Here is a 14,789-nt window from a genome sequence, read left to right as displayed (position 1 = left end):
ATTATTCATATACTTTTCTTTATACCATCATTTATATAGGCGTGTCAAATAAGGGTCGGATTTCTCTTCTTACCAACCCTTTACAACGTCACAAAGAGTATCGTAACAAGAGAAAGAATTGGAACCCCAACTAATAACGATACGTGAAACACAACCGATAAATCATTCCCAATCGTCGCCTCCACAGGGTCTTTCGCTGGAGAACCAAGAAAGCCAATTAATCGATCGAAGCGATTGACCGTTTTTGGAAAATCTGGTATTTCTACATGATCACTATCTAAATGCTGCTTTAATTTATATTCACTCTTAAAGGGATTTTCGCTCAATTTCATCCACCTCCAGCAATTGTTTCAATTTCTTTATCCCGTTATGGAGTCTCGATTTCACTGTTCCAATCGGAATATTTAGTATCTCCGCAATCTCTTTTTGCTGCATATCATGATAATAAGAAAGAATAAGGACAGCTCGTTGCTCTTCCGGAACTTTCAAAATTGCTTCTCTTACGGTGAGCCGATCTTCGTGAGAAAATTCTTTTTCCTGAATCGGCACTAAAAATGGTAAAAGCGTACGCCACTTTTTTCTTCTATTTAATTTATTAATCATAAGACGATAACCAATTTGAAATAAATACGTTTTTATTTTGCCTTTTTCAGGTTCATACATATGTTTCTTACGCTCTAACGTCAAAAACGTATCTTGCACAAGGTCGATACTTAATTGTTCATCTCGGTTAAATCGATACAAAAATGTGTATAGCGCTGGTTTGATTAAAACATATAGTTTTTCTCCCGCCTGTTTATCTCCACTTTGATACGCAAGCATGAGTTCCTCCTCAATCCCAATCTGCGCCATAATTTTTGATCTCCTTTATTCCTTTTAACGTTAATGAAATACGGGAAATTAAATATGCACTTGCGACAATAATCCATACTTGCGATTGATTCGTAAAAAATTGAACATACGGGTTTTGTATTGTATGGCCTGTTGAAACTAAAATATTTAATACCTGCACACATATACATGCATACACCGCAAGACAAGCCGAAATCGTATCAAATACATTCCAGCGAAAATACACTTTTGTTTTTGTAAAATCAATTTTATATCCATGTTTCCGTACTATATGTTTTCTATCAAACGGAATGATGATTGAAAACATAACAATCATCATGACCCCAGCTGTAATCATTGATACTTTAAATCCGATTGGCATCGGTAAGAAAAGACCACAAGAAAATACGACTATAATTCCAAGTAAAGCAAAAGCAAGAAGTAATTTATTAGACATATAAAAGCCTCCCTCATCTATTCTTTCATAAATATATACAGACGAGGAAGGCGCTTCGTTCAAATATTATTTAATTTTTTTAATAATCTTCGCAGGATTCCCACCAACTACTACATTATCCGGCACATCTTTCGTTACGACAGCACCAGATGCGATGACCGCATTATCTCCAATTGTTACACCCGGATTAATAATCGCTCTCCCACCAATCCATACGTTATCACCAATTGTAACTGGTTTTCCGTATTCTGATCCACTTATGCGCTCTACTGGATCAAGCGGGTGTGTTGCTGTATAAATATGAACACCTGGCGCTAACATACAGTTCACTCCGATTGTTACTGGACATACATCTAAAATGATACAGTCAAAGTTCGCGTAAAAATTTTCACCCACGTGAATGTTATAGCCGTAATCACATCTGAAAGAAGATTCAAGATGAATGTTATCTCCAGTCGTTCCGAATAATTCTTTTACGATTTCGCTACGCTCTTTTAATTGTACTTCTGGCGTATCATTTAATTTTCTCGTTAATATACGAGCTTGCTCCCTCTCTTGAATCAAAACAGGATTAGCTGGTATGTACATTTCCCCAAGTATCATCTTTTCTTTTTCTGTTTTCATCATACTATCCCCCTACAACTTATATATATAAGTTTATAATAACATAAAAAAAGGTCTGAACGTTGTTTCGTTCAGACCTTCCTCTCTTAATCTTCCATCGTTGATAAGTCACCTGTTGGTAAGTTTAATTCCCACGCTTTTAATACGCGGCGCATAATTTTACCACTTCTCGTTTTCGGTAATTTATCTCTAAATTCAATTTGTCTTGGCGCTGCATGAGCCGCTAGGCCTTTCTTTACAAATTGACGAATCTCTTCTTTTAATTCATCAGATGGTTCGTATCCTGCTCGAAGCGCGATAAATGCTTTAATGATTTCGCCGCGCACTGGATCAGGAATACCAATTACACCAGCTTCTGCAACAGCAGCATGCTCGATTAATTTGCTTTCTACTTCAAATGGACCAACGCGCTCACCTGACGTCATAATTACATCATCAATGCGTCCTTGGAACCAGAAGTATCCATCTTCATCCATATAAGCAGAGTCACCCGATACGTACCAATCTCCCGGCATAAAGTAAGATTCATACTTTTGCTTGTTATTCCAGATTCCACGCATCATCGCTGGCCAACCCTTACCAATTGCTAAGTTACCCATTGTGTATGGAGGCACTTCATTTCCTTCATTATCAACAATCGCTGCTTTCACACCTGGAATTGGTTTCCCCATTGAACCTGGACGGATTTCCATACAAGGGTAGTTACAAATAACTTGTCCACCTGTTTCTGTCATCCACCACGTATCATGAATACGAAGTCCAAATGCGTTCATACCCCAGCGAATTACTTCTGGATTTAACGGTTCACCCACGCTTAATACGTGACGAACTTGTGATAAATCATATTTTTTAATTGCGTCTTGTCCAGCTCCCATTAACATACGGAACGCTGTCGGTGCACTATACCAAACTGTTACACCGTAATCTTGCAGCGCTTCATACCACGCTTCTGGACTAAAGCGGCCACCTAAAACAACATTTGATGCCCCAACTAACCACGGTGCGAAAATACCGTAAGCCGTTCCAGTTACCCAGCCTGGATCAGCTGTGCACCAATATACATCGTCTTCTTTTAAATCTAATACCCATTTCGCCGTTTGATGGTGCTGAACCATTGCGTTCTGCGCATGTAGAACACCTTTTGGTTTACCGGTAGAACCAGACGTATAATGCAAAATTAAACCGTCTTCACGGCCTAACCATTCAATATGTAATTCTTTTGAAGCTTGTTCAAATAAAGGATTGAACGCTACCGTTTTACCGCCTTCTTCTATATTATCTCCAACAAGGAAGACTGTTTTTAAAGCTGGTAAATCATTTAATGGTACGCGCTCTAGCAATTCGGGCGTTGTAATTAACACCTTTGCTTCGCTATCTTCTAAACGATCGCGAACTGCGCCTTCCATAAATGCTTCAAATAGCGGACCAACGATTGCCCCTAATTTCACTGCACCAAGAAGTGCGAAATATAATTCTGGAGAACGCGGCATAAAAATAAAAACGCGATCGCCCTTTTCTACATCGCCATAATTTTTCAGGACGTTTCCTGCTTTATTAGAAAAATCCTTCATTTCCTTAAATGTATACTTCTCTTTTCGCGATCCATCTTGATAATAAAGGGCTACTTTATTCTTTCGATCGGATTTCGCATGCTTATCAATTGCCTCATACGCCATATTTACTCGGCCTGTCTCATTCCAAGTAAAGTTTTTATTAACCTCTTCCCAGTTAAAATTCGCGTATGCCTCATCATAATTCGGCAAATTATTTTCTCCTTTAATGACAGGAAGCGTTTCTACTTTCATACTTTACATCCCCCTCCTATGTATTCTATTATCTATTATAATAACATTATTTAAAATTTTCAGTATATTTGTTGATTTTTAGACAAATTTTTAATGACAAATTTCGATTCACATCGCATATATTATAAAGTACGATATTAATAGATTCACAAACCCTCAAGGTGGTGAGCAATACATTGATTCATAAAAAAATATATAATGCTAGAAATTTAAAAACAGCGAAGGGCACTTTAATTATTGAAGGTCCTGTCTCTACACATAACTTAGAAATGTATGAATTCCATCCAGATTTAGTTGCGTTTCGTCCTGCCGAGCAGCAATATAAAGCAATTGTCGAAATTTCTAAATTGCCAGAAGCTCGTCTCATTATTGCTAGACATGACCAAACGATTGTTGGATATGTTACATACTTGTATCCTGATCCACTTGAACGATGGTCAGAAGGAAAAATGGAAAACTTAATTGAACTTGGGGCGATTGAAGTTGTCCCTGCCTTCCGCGGTTGCGCTGTTGGAAAGAACTTATTAGAAGTTTCAATGATGGACGATTATATGGAAGATTACATTATATTGACGACTGAATATTATTGGCACTGGGATTTAAAACAAACAGGCTTAAATGTTTGGGAGTACCGAAAAGTAATGGAAAAAATGATGAATGCTGGTGGATTACAATGGATGGCTACAGATGATCCTGAAATTTGTTCGCATCCTGCTAACTGTTTAATGGTCCGCATCGGTAAACGCGTTGATACGGAATCTATTCAAGCATTTGATCGTCTACGTTTTCACAATCGTTTTATGTATTAATAAAGGGGGCAACTGGAATGATTGTAGAAGAAATTATGAATCAAGATGTGGTGACATTACATCCAAACGATACAATCGAAACAGCAATCCGAACGATACGTACGAAAGGCATTCGGCACATTCCAATTGTCGATCAAAATAATCATGTCGTAGGCATTATTTCTGATCGGGATGTAAGAGATGCAAGTCCGTCTATTTTAGATGAACAAGTTTCACTCGATATGCTGAAGCAACCACTTGAACTTATTATGAAACATCCTGTTATGACTTGCCATCCTCTCGATTTCGTTGAGGAAATTGCTACTTTATTTTTTGAAAATAAAATTGGCTGTCTTCCTGTTACAAAGGCTGGAAAGTTAGTTGGAATCATTTCTGAATCTACTGTGCTACACACGTTAGTGAAATTAACAGGAGCACATCAACCGAGTTCACAAATTGAAATTCAAGTAAAAAACGAACCTGGTATTCTCGGGAAAGTCGTTGCCATTTTTAGTGAGTTACAAATTAATATCGTGAGCGTTCTCGTCTATCCAGCAAAAGATGAGAATGATAAAGTACTCGTTTTCCGCATTCAAACGATGAATCCGTTAAAAGTGATCGATGCACTTGAAGCAGAAGGCTACCGCGTATTATGGCCGAACATTATGGGGATGCAAGCATGAGTAGCGCGTTTATTTATTCGGATGACTTTCGGGGCTATTCGTTTAGCCCTGATCATCCTTTTAACCAACTGCGCGTCACACTTACGTATGATTTATTACAAAAGGGTGGCTTTATCTCTCCTTCTCAAATCATCTCACCACGGATGGCTACAGATGAAGAGATTGCCTACGTTCATACAGAGGAGTACATAAATGTGGTAAAACGTGCTGGAGAAGGTAAATTAGAAAAATCAATTGCGATGACATATGGACTCGGAACAGAAGATACACCGATGTTTCCAAATATGCATGAAGCAAGTGCATTACTCGTTGGCGGTACATTAACTGCTGTCGATGCTGTTCTTTCCGGGAAAGTAAAACACGCGCTTAACTTAGGAGGCGGCTTACATCACGGCTTCCGCGGCAAGGCATCCGGTTTTTGCATTTATAACGATAGTTCCATCGCTATGAAATATATTCAGAAGAAATACGGTTTACGTGTTTTATATATTGATACAGATGCTCATCACGGTGATGGTGTACAGTGGTCTTTTTACGACGATCCTAACGTATGCACCATTTCACTACATGAAACTGGGCGCTATTTATTCCCTGGAACTGGCGCTGTAAATGAACGCGGACAAGGCAATGGCTATAGTTATTCTTTTAACGTTCCACTCGATGCTTTTACAGAAGACGAATCTTTCTTAGATTCCTATCGAACTGTCGTAAAAGAAGTTGCCGCCTACTTTAAGCCGGATATTATTTTAACGCAAAACGGTGCTGACGCACATTATTACGACCCACTTACACACCTTTGCGCAACGATGAATATTTACCGTGAAATACCGAAGCTCGCTCGCGAAATCGCTAACGAATATTGCGAAGGTCGCTGGATTGCTGTCGGCGGCGGTGGCTATGACCACTGGCGCGTCGTCCCAAGAGCTTGGGCACTCATTTGGCTCGAAATGAACAACATCCAAAACATCTCAGGTTATCTCCCTCCAGAATGGATTGACGCTTGGAAAGGACAAGCCGAAACAGAACTTCCCCTCACATGGGAAGATCCAGACAACATGTATAAACCTATCCCTCGCAAACCAGAAATTGAAGAAAAGAATGCATTAACTGTAGCGAAATCCCTTGAAATTATTCGGAATAATATGAAAAAATCTCTGTACTAAACGAAAAGGAGGCTCGTTTTTGAATAGCCTCCTTTTACTTATTGTCGGTTTCTATCGGTAAGTCGATATATTTTGATAATCGCTGATATATTTTATTTCATAATTAAGTGGTACAACTTTTATGAGAAAAGGTCGTGATATTATGTGGAAGCAAAAAATGATTCACACGAAACGTGGCACATTCGAGCTTTTTACAAAAGGAAATGGCGAACCACTTTGTATTACACATCACTATTCACAATTTAATGAAACGGGTGATTACTTTGCGGATGTTTTCACTTCTACGCATCGTGTATTCCTCATTAATTTACGAGACGCTGGTAACTCTGTAAAAGCTAATCCAGAAAAAGAATTACGTATGATTGAAACGATTCACGATTTAGAAGCTATACGAGAAGCTTTACAACTTCCAACATGGCATTTCGCTGGCCACTCAACAGGTGGTATGCTTGGACTTCTATACGCAATTACGTATCCAAATTCTTTACAATCATTAGTCATCGTTGGAGCCGCAGCAAGTAACTATACCGAAACACCATTTTGCATTTATCACCCAGCACATCCAAAGTTTCATTATATGCAACAACTCATAGAAAACTTGAAACGCCCTCACCTTACAAGTGAAGAGCGAAAAGAACTATCTACTGAGAGAACAAAATTATCACTGCATAAACCCGAAAACTACAACTCTTATTTTTGTAAACCAATCGAAAAAACTATGTCCGCTAGCCGGATGAACGTTTTCGTCAATGAATATCCATCATTTGATTTAAGAGATCATTTACCTTCCATCCAAACAAAGACTCTTATTATATGCGGAAGACATGATGTACAGTGCCCGATTCAATATTCTATCGAGATACATAAGGGTATACGTAATTCTATCTTTGTGACATTTGAGGAGAGTAACCATTATCCCTTTTTGGAAGAAACTGCTCAGTTTACTTCTACTACTCGAACATTTTATAAATCGTTACATTAGTACCATTATTATTAAGGAAAGCTCACAGTCTCTATAAGACTATGAGCTTTTTTCAAAAGAAATATTTCAACTAGTAACAATTAAAAGAAGAACACACAAAATCACCAAACCTAAATCAATAAATACTGCCTTTTTATCTCCTTCTTTTAAACTTATTAGAAAACTAGAAACTATTTTAATTGCAAAAAAGACCATCATAAATAACCAACCAAAATGATCATTTGTATAATCTTCATCATAAAACATTTGTATTGCACCAATAATTAATAAGATAAGTATAATATTAGTCCCGATTTTTAAAGCCTTGTGTGATTTATTATCTTTTAATGTATCTCCCAAAATGTAGCACGCCCTCTCATGCTCAACTATGTTTTATCTTTCTTTATATTTTAACACGAATTACCTATTATTTCCTTTCGTTCAAATAACATAAAAAACCTGCCAATTACTCGGCAGGTATATTACACATTAAAACGATAACCAGCTCCCCACACCGTTTCAATATATTGCGGGTGAGCAGGATCTCTTTCAATTTTTTCACGTAGCTTTCTAATGTGAACAACGACAGTGGCTAAATCGCCAGCTGAGTCTAGTCCCCAAATACGTTCAAATAACTGTTCTTTATTTAATACTTGGTTTGGATGCGTTACAAAGAATGTCAATAAATCAAATTCCTTCGTTGTAAACGCGATTTCTTCATTGTTTATAAAAACTTTTCTCGCTCGCTGATCAATAGAAATCCCGTGAATGTATAGCGTATCGCGTTGCTTACTCACATTTCCTGATAATCTTTCATAACGAGAAATATGCGCTTTTACCCTTGCGACTAATTCACTCGGGCTAAACGGTTTCGTTATATAATCATCCGCCCCTAAACCGAGTCCGCGAATTTTATCTATATCTTCCTTCTTTGCTGAAACAAGTAAAATCGGAATGTCTTTTATAGCACGTATTTGTTTACAAATTTCAAAACCGTTCATCTTCGGAAGCATAATGTCTAAAATAATTAAATCATAATCTTCCTGCAAAGCCATTTGTAAACCTGTCTCTCCGGAATGCTCTACATCGACTTGAAAATCACTAATTTCTAAATAATCTCGCTGTAATTCTGCAATACTTATTTCATCTTCTACTAGTAAAATTCTCTTCATTCTATTCACCACATTCCTGTACTTTTTTCAATGAGAAGAAAATACTTGTACCTTCCCCAAGCTTACTTTCCGCCCAAATTTCCCCGCCATGTTCTTCAATAATTTGCTTCGCTATCGCTAAGCCAAGTCCACTTCCACCTGTGTTAGAATTTCGCGATTGCTCTGCGCGATAAAACCGCTCAAATATATACGGCAATGTATCAGCTTCTATACCTGATCCATTGTCCATTACTTTCACAATAACAGTATCGTTATCACTCAATACTGTTACAGTAATTTTCTTCTCTTCTTTATCCATGTATTTCACACTATTATGAATTAAATTGGATATCACTCTATTTATCTTTTCGCAGTCGGCCGTTACATATAGTGGTGATGAATGTAATTGTAAATGTACTTCTATACCTTCCTCACTTAAATCCATCTGCATCTCTTCTAATAATTCCTGCATAAACACGTTTAATTCTATCGTTTCAAACTGAAAGGGAACTCGATTCAAATCTAGCTTCGAAAACAAAAAGAGCTCATCAATGAGTGTATCCATATGTTTTGCCTTCGTATGAATGGTCGTTAAATACTTATCCATTTTTTCTGGCGTATTTGCTACCCCATCTTTTATACCTTCCACATATCCGATAATAGAAGTAATTGGTGTTTTTAAATCATGAGATATGTTTGAAATGAGCTCTTTTCGATTTTCTTCATACTGTGTTTGCACTTCAATCGATTCTTTTAACTTCTTCCTCATTTCTTCAAATCCTTGATTTAATTGCCCGATTTCATCATGCGATGTAACTGGAATTTGAAAATTTAAATCACCTTCTTTTATTTTCTCAGTCGCATCTTTCAATACAAAGATTGGTTTTATTACACTTCTTGAGACGAGATAACTTAATAATCCAATAAGCAAAATAGCTAACAGTAAAAGCGCTACGAACAAAATCGGAAATAACTTTTGTGTAAGATCTACAAATGAACTTTGTCTTTTTAGTACAAATATACTCCCTTCTTCATCTCCGGGAAAATAAAAATCAAATTTTACATATCGATAAAATGTATCGCCTAGTTCCGTTGTACCACGACTATTAATATTTGCTGATTCAAATTTCGGAAGGGCTTCTTTTAAAGATACACTTTCAAATGTTTTTGTAGCATAAGAAATGGTTTCTCCCTTTCTTACAACTATTTTCACACCTTCTTTTTCAAGTGATGAAACGAACGATTCATCTAATAGTTGTGATTGATTTTTCTTTGCCGCTAATTTCAATTCAATATACGTATTCTCTTCTTCTGGCGTAAGCGGCTTTTGAATATAGGAACTTTTATAGAAATTTTTCACTGATTCCAAGTCTCCTGTTATGGAAAAAACAATTAAAAATCCTGCGACTAATATGAGCGTGATGGAAACGAGAATAACAGCGATATAAGAGAATAAAAATCTTGTTTTAATAGACATATGTTACATCCTCACTTTAACAAACCTTGTTATTCCTAAGCATAAAAATATATGTTCAAATACTCAAGCGATTTTATAGTAATTTTAGCGTCAGTTTATAAAAATTTAATGTTCTTCTTTTACAGTTGAAATGAGGAGGTTGAAATTCCATGTTCAAAAAAACAGTAAGTATGATCTGTTGCGTAATTTTTTTGCAAGGTTGCTCACAAGAACAAGAAGTTAAAAAGGAGATGACAAACATGGAGACATCGCTACTAGCAGCTACTGAGAAACAAGAAACGAATACTGTTATATCGTTACTCAAAAAAGGGGCTGACATAAATATAACGGACAGTAAAGGACGTACTCCTCTTATGATTGCTACATACAAAAATGATGTAAAAACTGCAAAAGCGCTTATTGAAGCAGGTGCTGACGTAAATATCCAAGACGATATGAAAAACAATCCCTTTCTATACGCCGGTGCAGAAGGTTACTTACATATTTTAAAACTAACGATTGATGCTGGCGCAGATCCATCACTTACGAATCGTTACGGCGGAACAGCTCTTATCCCTGCCTCAGAACATGGCTATATCGATGTTATTAACGAACTCCTCACCCGGACATCTGTTGATGTTAACCATGTAAATAATCTCGGATGGACCGCTTTAATGGAAGCGATCGTACTAAGTAACGGAAACGAAACACAACAACAAGTCATTCGCCTTCTTATTGAGCACGGTGCGGATGTAAATATTCCCGACAACGATGGCGTTACCCCGCTAGAGCATGCTCGCGCTCATAATTTTGAAGAGATAGAGAAGATTTTGTTAGAAGGGAATAAGTAAAAGGCTATTTTTTGCCTTCCTCCCCCACCCTATGCTACATTTAACCCGTTACATTACTATTACTAGGGTGGGAATACACATGAACAAACCTAAAATTGGGATGATTGGACTTGGAAGTATTGCGCAAAAGGCCTATCTTCCAACACTTACAAAAGAAACAGATTGGAATTTTGTAGGGGCGTTTACACCTAACGCTGAGAAAAGAAAACAAGTTTGCCAGCAATACCGCATTCAAGACTTTCATTCTATTGAAACGTTAGCTTCAGAATGCGATGCAATCTTCGTTCATAGTTCAACTGCTACACATTATGAAATCGTTTCTGAACTTCTGAAAAAAGGAATCGACGTTTATGTTGATAAGCCGCTAGCAGCTACAGTAGAACAATCTGAGAAACTAGTCGAGTTGAGCGAAAAACATAACCGAAAATTAATGGTCGGATTTAATCGCCGATTCGTTCCTATGTACGTTGCGGCAAAAGAGCAAACTCATAATATTTCATGGGTTCGAATTGAAAAGCACCGCACAAATAAAGTCGGGCCATATACGTACGACTTTACTATGTTAGATGATTACTTACATATTGTAGATACTGCTCGCTGGTTAGCTAACGATGATCTTAACGTCGTTCATAATATGATGCAAATGAATGAAAAGAATGAACTTCTTTACGGACATCATACATATACAACGCCAAGTGGACTGTTGCTTTCTACTGCGATGCATCGCCATGCTGGTACAAATTTAGAGCAAATTGAACTTGTAACGACAGGGAAAATCATTCGCGTAAAAAATATGAACACATTTGAAGTTGAGCAGGAAAATGCAGTTTCTCAAATTGGTTCACCATCATGGGATACAACGTTAAAACAACGCGGTTTTGAAGATGCTGTTCATCATTTTATTGAATGTGTACAAGGAGATACAAAGCCTGTTGTAGATGGATTAGAAGGATTAAAAACACAGCAACTGCTGCAATCTCTACTAGATGATGTAAATAAAAATTAAAACGGATACATTTTTCAGAATTTACTTTCATTCCCATTTCCCCTTTATTTCTGTCGCAAATTTCTATAGAATATGTTGATAGGAATTATAAATTTCATATTGAATCGTGGAAAGGATGGGATTAACACATGTGGAACGAGTTTAAAAAATTCGCCTTCAAAGGGAATGTAATCGATTTAGCTGTCGGGGTTGTAATCGGTGCTGCATTCGGTAAAATCGTTAGTTCTTTAGTAAAAGATATCATCACACCATTACTTGGTATGGTATTAGGTGGCGTTGACTTTACAGATTTAAAAATTACATTCGGTAAATCATCTATTATGTATGGTAACTTCATCCAAACTATTTTTGATTTCTTAATTATTGCAGCGGCTATCTTTATGTTCGTTAAAGTATTCAACAAACTAACTTCTAAAAGAGAAGAAGAAGAAAAAGAGGAAGAACTTCCAGAACCAACAAAAGAAGAAGAACTTCTTGGCGAAATTCGAGACTTATTAAAACAACAAAATTCTTCTAAAGATAGAGCATAATTGAACGGATAAAAAGGCATGTCCCAAGGGGACATGCCTTTTCTATATGCTATAACGTTTCCGAATTCATATGAATAAATAAAATGATACCTGCAACCATAAGTACCATAATACTACCTGCAAACAGTGTAATACCGATGAACATTAAACTCGTGCTCATGTCCACTGATACACTTTCAATAAAAATAGAAATTACATACGTGATAAGGGCAATTCCTGCAAGAATACTTCCTGGAACTAATCGCTTTAAGCCATTTTGTTTTAACGTCATATATGCAAAAATAGCAGTCATACAAAGCGTAATTATCCAAAGAACGATCATCTCTTCTCCCCCCTCACAAGCCTTTTCTTTCTATTATACATGACATTGCCCTACAATAGTTAAATTTGCACTTATGTGACATATAACAAGGAATCATACAATCTATAGAGAAGTCTTCCAGATAAGCTATATACTCGGGAGGATTTCAATTGGAAGATGATATTGTAGGATACTTTAAACAAGTAGAGCGATTCGATTATATTACAATCGACTTAGACAAAAAGTTTTTTTATATTGAAGTTGTGCAATTAGAAACAAATATAACTTTGCTAAAAATATCACTTAACTTAGACAAGGATGAAACTATTATTGCGGGCAATGTGAAACAATACGATCCTTCTAGATTAGAACAACTAATACAAAGTTTTAAACGTACTGCACAAACATGCCTTGAACATAACTTACGAAGTCCTGAAGAACTTTTTGCATTTTGGAAAGGAATTTGAACGTTAGAAATAAATAGATATTTCTAGAGTTAATTAATATAATTACCATATATAAATATTCTTTATAAAGGAGTGTTCATAATGATTTGGATTTCACTAATCGTATTAGCCTATTTCATCATTCTCGTCCCAATACAGTATAACTATATTAAAATGCTCAAGACAAAGCAGAAAAAAATGAACATGTCACAAAACGAACTATACGACAATATGTCTTATGAAGAATCTCAAATACACTATCATTATCAAAGTAACGTATTTACAATACCTGCTTCACTTGTCGCAAGTATTATTTATAGAGTGAAACATGCAGCATAATATGTACGCTGTAAAGTTATTGTTTGAATCTGTTCATTCTGGTGAGCCTGATCCCACGAAAATTGATGAGCATTATGAAGAAAATCAAAATACACTTTTTGAAGAAAGTATTATTCTTGTTACAGCAAACAGTTTAGAAGAAGCTTATGAACTAGGTGAAAAAATAGCTATGCAATCTGAAGAACCGTACGACAATGTGTACGGTGAGCAAGTCACATGGACGTTTCGAAAAGTGTTGCATGTGTTTGAATTAGACGATACACCATTTGAAACTGGAAAAGAGTTATACGGAAGATTTTTACACGTTAAGAAAAACGAAACAGTAGATACAGTCGTACAAAAATACTATCCTGAATACGAATAAAAGCTCACAGCAATCGCTGTGAGCTTTTTTATACTTACTTCGTTGAATCTCTAAATTGGATACGGTGAGGTAAGATAACAGTGTGATCTTCCACTTTTTCTTTATTCATATACTTTGTTAATAGACGCATTGCTACTGCACCGATATCATACATTGGTTGTACAACTGTTGAAAGCTGTGGACGAACCATTAATGCAAGGCGTGTATTATCGAAACCAAGTACTTCTACATCAGTTGGTACGTTTAATCCAGCGTCTTGTGCTGCATGGATTACACCTAGTGCCATTTCGTCAGAAGATACGAAGATCGCTGTTGGCTTCTCATCAAGGCTCCAAAGCTTTTCAAATGCTTCGATACCTGAATCATATGTGTAATCTCCATCGATTACAAGATTTTCATCATATGAAATACCTGCTTCTTCTAAAGCTTTTTTATAACCTTGTAACTTCTTCGCGCTTCCCGCTTTATCAATGAAAGGACCAGAGACGAAACCGATACGCTTATGTCCTTGCTCAATAAAGTGCTTCATTGCGTCGTAAGCTGCTTGTGTATAATCAATATTTACTGATGGCGTTTCATTTTGCTCATCAAATGACGCTGCTAATACGATTGGTACTGGAGACTTTTTGAATTCTTCAATGTGAATGTCTGTAATATCTTCACCCATGAAAACAATTCCGTCCACTTGCTTTCCAAGCATCGTATTTAATAAATGGAACTCTTTCTCTTTGTTTTGGTCAGAGTTACTTAAAATGATGTTATATTTATACATTGTTGCGATATCTTCAATTCCACGAGCAAGTTCTGCATAAAACGTATTTGAGATATCAGGAATAATAACACCTACTGTAGTTGTCTTCTTACTTGCTAGTCCACGTGCTACCGCATTTGGGCGGTATCCTAAACGATCAATTGCTTCTAATACTTTCTTTCTTGTTGTAGGCTTTACATTTGGGTTACCGTTCACAACGCGTGATACGGTAGCCATTGAAACGTTCGCTTCACGCGCTACATCATATATTGTTACGTTCAT

General features: G+C 36.6%; 20 protein-coding genes and 1 other annotated feature (1 of these 21 running past the window's edge). Of the genes, 10 read left to right on the top strand and 10 right to left on the bottom strand.

The annotated features are described in order from the left end of the window. Window positions 1–3: a binding site (T-box leader), on the bottom strand; it reaches 226 nt to the left of the window's first position. Window positions 4–80: 77 nt separating this feature from the next. The 5 genes from AC3WTI_RS15540 to acsA form a co-directional block, all read right to left on the bottom strand. After that, complete coding sequence (locus AC3WTI_RS15540; protein ID WP_087957196.1) at window positions 81–326, bottom strand: hypothetical protein; 246 nt, start codon at window positions 324–326, stop codon at window positions 81–83. Beyond that, window positions 307–852, bottom strand: a complete 546-nt coding sequence (locus tag AC3WTI_RS15535; protein ID WP_000057190.1) for an RNA polymerase sigma factor — start codon at window positions 850–852, stop codon at window positions 307–309. Before AC3WTI_RS15535 ends, AC3WTI_RS15540 begins: the two co-directional genes overlap by 20 nt. Further along, window positions 833–1,288 (bottom strand): hypothetical protein, encoded by a 456-nt coding sequence (locus AC3WTI_RS15530; protein WP_097840832.1) that lies wholly within the window; start codon window positions 1,286–1,288, stop codon window positions 833–835. The genes AC3WTI_RS15535 and AC3WTI_RS15530 overlap by 20 nt, the downstream gene beginning before the upstream one ends. Before the next feature lie 66 nt (window positions 1,289–1,354). Then, window positions 1,355–1,915 (bottom strand): maltose acetyltransferase domain-containing protein, encoded by a 561-nt coding sequence (locus AC3WTI_RS15525; protein WP_097840833.1) that lies wholly within the window; start codon window positions 1,913–1,915, stop codon window positions 1,355–1,357. Between the two features lie 83 nt (window positions 1,916–1,998). Next, window positions 1,999–3,717 carry an acetate--CoA ligase gene (acsA, locus tag AC3WTI_RS15520; RefSeq protein WP_087957200.1) on the bottom strand — a complete coding sequence of 573 codons (1,719 nt, stop codon included), beginning with the start codon at window positions 3,715–3,717 and terminating at the stop codon, window positions 1,999–2,001. A 176-nt stretch (window positions 3,718–3,893) separates the two neighbouring features. Between acsA and acuA the strand changes: the two genes are divergently transcribed. The 4 genes from acuA to AC3WTI_RS15500 all read left to right on the top strand — a co-directional run bounded on the left by acuA (window position 3,894) and on the right by AC3WTI_RS15500 (window position 7,333). Next, window positions 3,894–4,526, top strand: coding sequence for an acetoin utilization protein acetyltransferase AcuA (gene acuA / locus AC3WTI_RS15515; RefSeq protein WP_097840835.1), 633 nt, complete (start codon window positions 3,894–3,896; stop codon window positions 4,524–4,526). Window positions 4,527–4,543: 17 nt separating this feature from the next. Next, entirely contained in the window at window positions 4,544–5,188 is a 645-nt protein-coding gene (locus AC3WTI_RS15510) for an acetoin utilization AcuB family protein (protein WP_000634568.1), read from the top strand. Beyond that, window positions 5,185–6,351 (top strand): acetoin utilization protein AcuC, encoded by a 1,167-nt coding sequence (gene acuC / locus AC3WTI_RS15505; protein ID WP_253621655.1) that lies wholly within the window; start codon window positions 5,185–5,187, stop codon window positions 6,349–6,351. The genes AC3WTI_RS15510 and acuC overlap by 4 nt, the downstream gene beginning before the upstream one ends. Window positions 6,352–6,472: 121 nt before the next feature. Then, window positions 6,473–7,333 carry an alpha/beta fold hydrolase gene (locus tag AC3WTI_RS15500; RefSeq protein ID WP_142305826.1) on the top strand — a complete coding sequence of 287 codons (861 nt, stop codon included), beginning with the start codon at window positions 6,473–6,475 and terminating at the stop codon, window positions 7,331–7,333. A 66-nt stretch (window positions 7,334–7,399) separates the two neighbouring features. On the opposite strand, the gene AC3WTI_RS15495 is transcribed toward AC3WTI_RS15500, so the two are convergent. From AC3WTI_RS15495 to AC3WTI_RS15485, 3 genes are all read right to left on the bottom strand, one after another. Beyond that, a complete protein-coding gene (locus AC3WTI_RS15495) occupies window positions 7,400–7,672 on the bottom strand; it encodes a hypothetical protein (protein ID WP_097840836.1) in 273 nt (90 codons plus the stop codon). Between the two features lie 122 nt (window positions 7,673–7,794). After that, window positions 7,795–8,484, bottom strand: coding sequence for a response regulator transcription factor (locus AC3WTI_RS15490; RefSeq protein ID WP_087957205.1), 690 nt, complete (start codon window positions 8,482–8,484; stop codon window positions 7,795–7,797). A gap of 1 nt (window position 8,485) precedes the next feature. Beyond that, window positions 8,486–9,940: a sensor histidine kinase gene (locus AC3WTI_RS15485; RefSeq protein WP_087957206.1), complete on the bottom strand. Its 1,455-nt coding sequence runs from the start codon at window positions 9,938–9,940 to the stop codon at window positions 8,486–8,488. A 149-nt stretch (window positions 9,941–10,089) separates the two neighbouring features. On the opposite strand from AC3WTI_RS15485, the gene AC3WTI_RS15480 reads away from it, so the two are divergent. The 3 genes from AC3WTI_RS15480 (at window position 10,090) to mscL (ending at window position 12,306) form a co-directional block, all read left to right on the top strand. Continuing rightward, window positions 10,090–10,770, top strand: coding sequence for an ankyrin repeat domain-containing protein (locus tag AC3WTI_RS15480; protein WP_087957207.1), 681 nt, complete (start codon window positions 10,090–10,092; stop codon window positions 10,768–10,770). Window positions 10,771–10,849: 79 nt separating this feature from the next. Then, a complete protein-coding gene (locus AC3WTI_RS15475) occupies window positions 10,850–11,776 on the top strand; it encodes a Gfo/Idh/MocA family protein (protein ID WP_097840837.1) in 927 nt (308 codons plus the stop codon). 128 nt (window positions 11,777–11,904) lie between these two features. Then, complete coding sequence (gene mscL, locus AC3WTI_RS15470; protein ID WP_061884675.1) at window positions 11,905–12,306, top strand: large-conductance mechanosensitive channel protein MscL; 402 nt, start codon at window positions 11,905–11,907, stop codon at window positions 12,304–12,306. A gap of 49 nt (window positions 12,307–12,355) precedes the next feature. On the opposite strand, the gene AC3WTI_RS15465 is transcribed toward mscL, so the two are convergent. Further along, on the bottom strand, window positions 12,356–12,628 hold the full coding sequence (locus AC3WTI_RS15465) for a DUF3917 domain-containing protein (protein ID WP_097840838.1): 273 nt from the start codon (window positions 12,626–12,628) through the stop codon (window positions 12,356–12,358). Window positions 12,629–12,777: 149 nt separating this feature from the next. Between AC3WTI_RS15465 and dhp61 the strand changes: the two genes are divergently transcribed. The 3 genes from dhp61 (at window position 12,778) to AC3WTI_RS15450 (ending at window position 13,756) form a co-directional block, all read left to right on the top strand. Then, on the top strand, window positions 12,778–13,074 hold the full coding sequence (gene dhp61 / locus AC3WTI_RS15460; protein WP_097840839.1) for a protein Dhp61: 297 nt from the start codon (window positions 12,778–12,780) through the stop codon (window positions 13,072–13,074). 81 nt (window positions 13,075–13,155) lie between these two features. Next, window positions 13,156–13,392 (top strand): DUF3949 domain-containing protein, encoded by a 237-nt coding sequence (locus AC3WTI_RS15455; RefSeq protein ID WP_097840840.1) that lies wholly within the window; start codon window positions 13,156–13,158, stop codon window positions 13,390–13,392. A 1-nt stretch (window position 13,393) separates the two neighbouring features. Continuing rightward, window positions 13,394–13,756 (top strand): DUF4288 domain-containing protein, encoded by a 363-nt coding sequence (locus AC3WTI_RS15450; RefSeq protein WP_142305828.1) that lies wholly within the window; start codon window positions 13,394–13,396, stop codon window positions 13,754–13,756. Window positions 13,757–13,790: 34 nt separating this feature from the next. Here AC3WTI_RS15450 and ccpA read toward each other — a convergent pair whose 3' ends face one another. After that, on the bottom strand, window positions 13,791–14,789 hold the full coding sequence (gene ccpA / locus AC3WTI_RS15445; protein ID WP_061657703.1) for a catabolite control protein A: 999 nt from the start codon (window positions 14,787–14,789) through the stop codon (window positions 13,791–13,793).

This window comes from Bacillus sp. EB106-02-03-XG38 (assembly GCF_058792175.1).
Note: the sequence above shows the minus strand (reverse complement) of the source record. Positions and strands in the feature narration are given on the sequence as shown.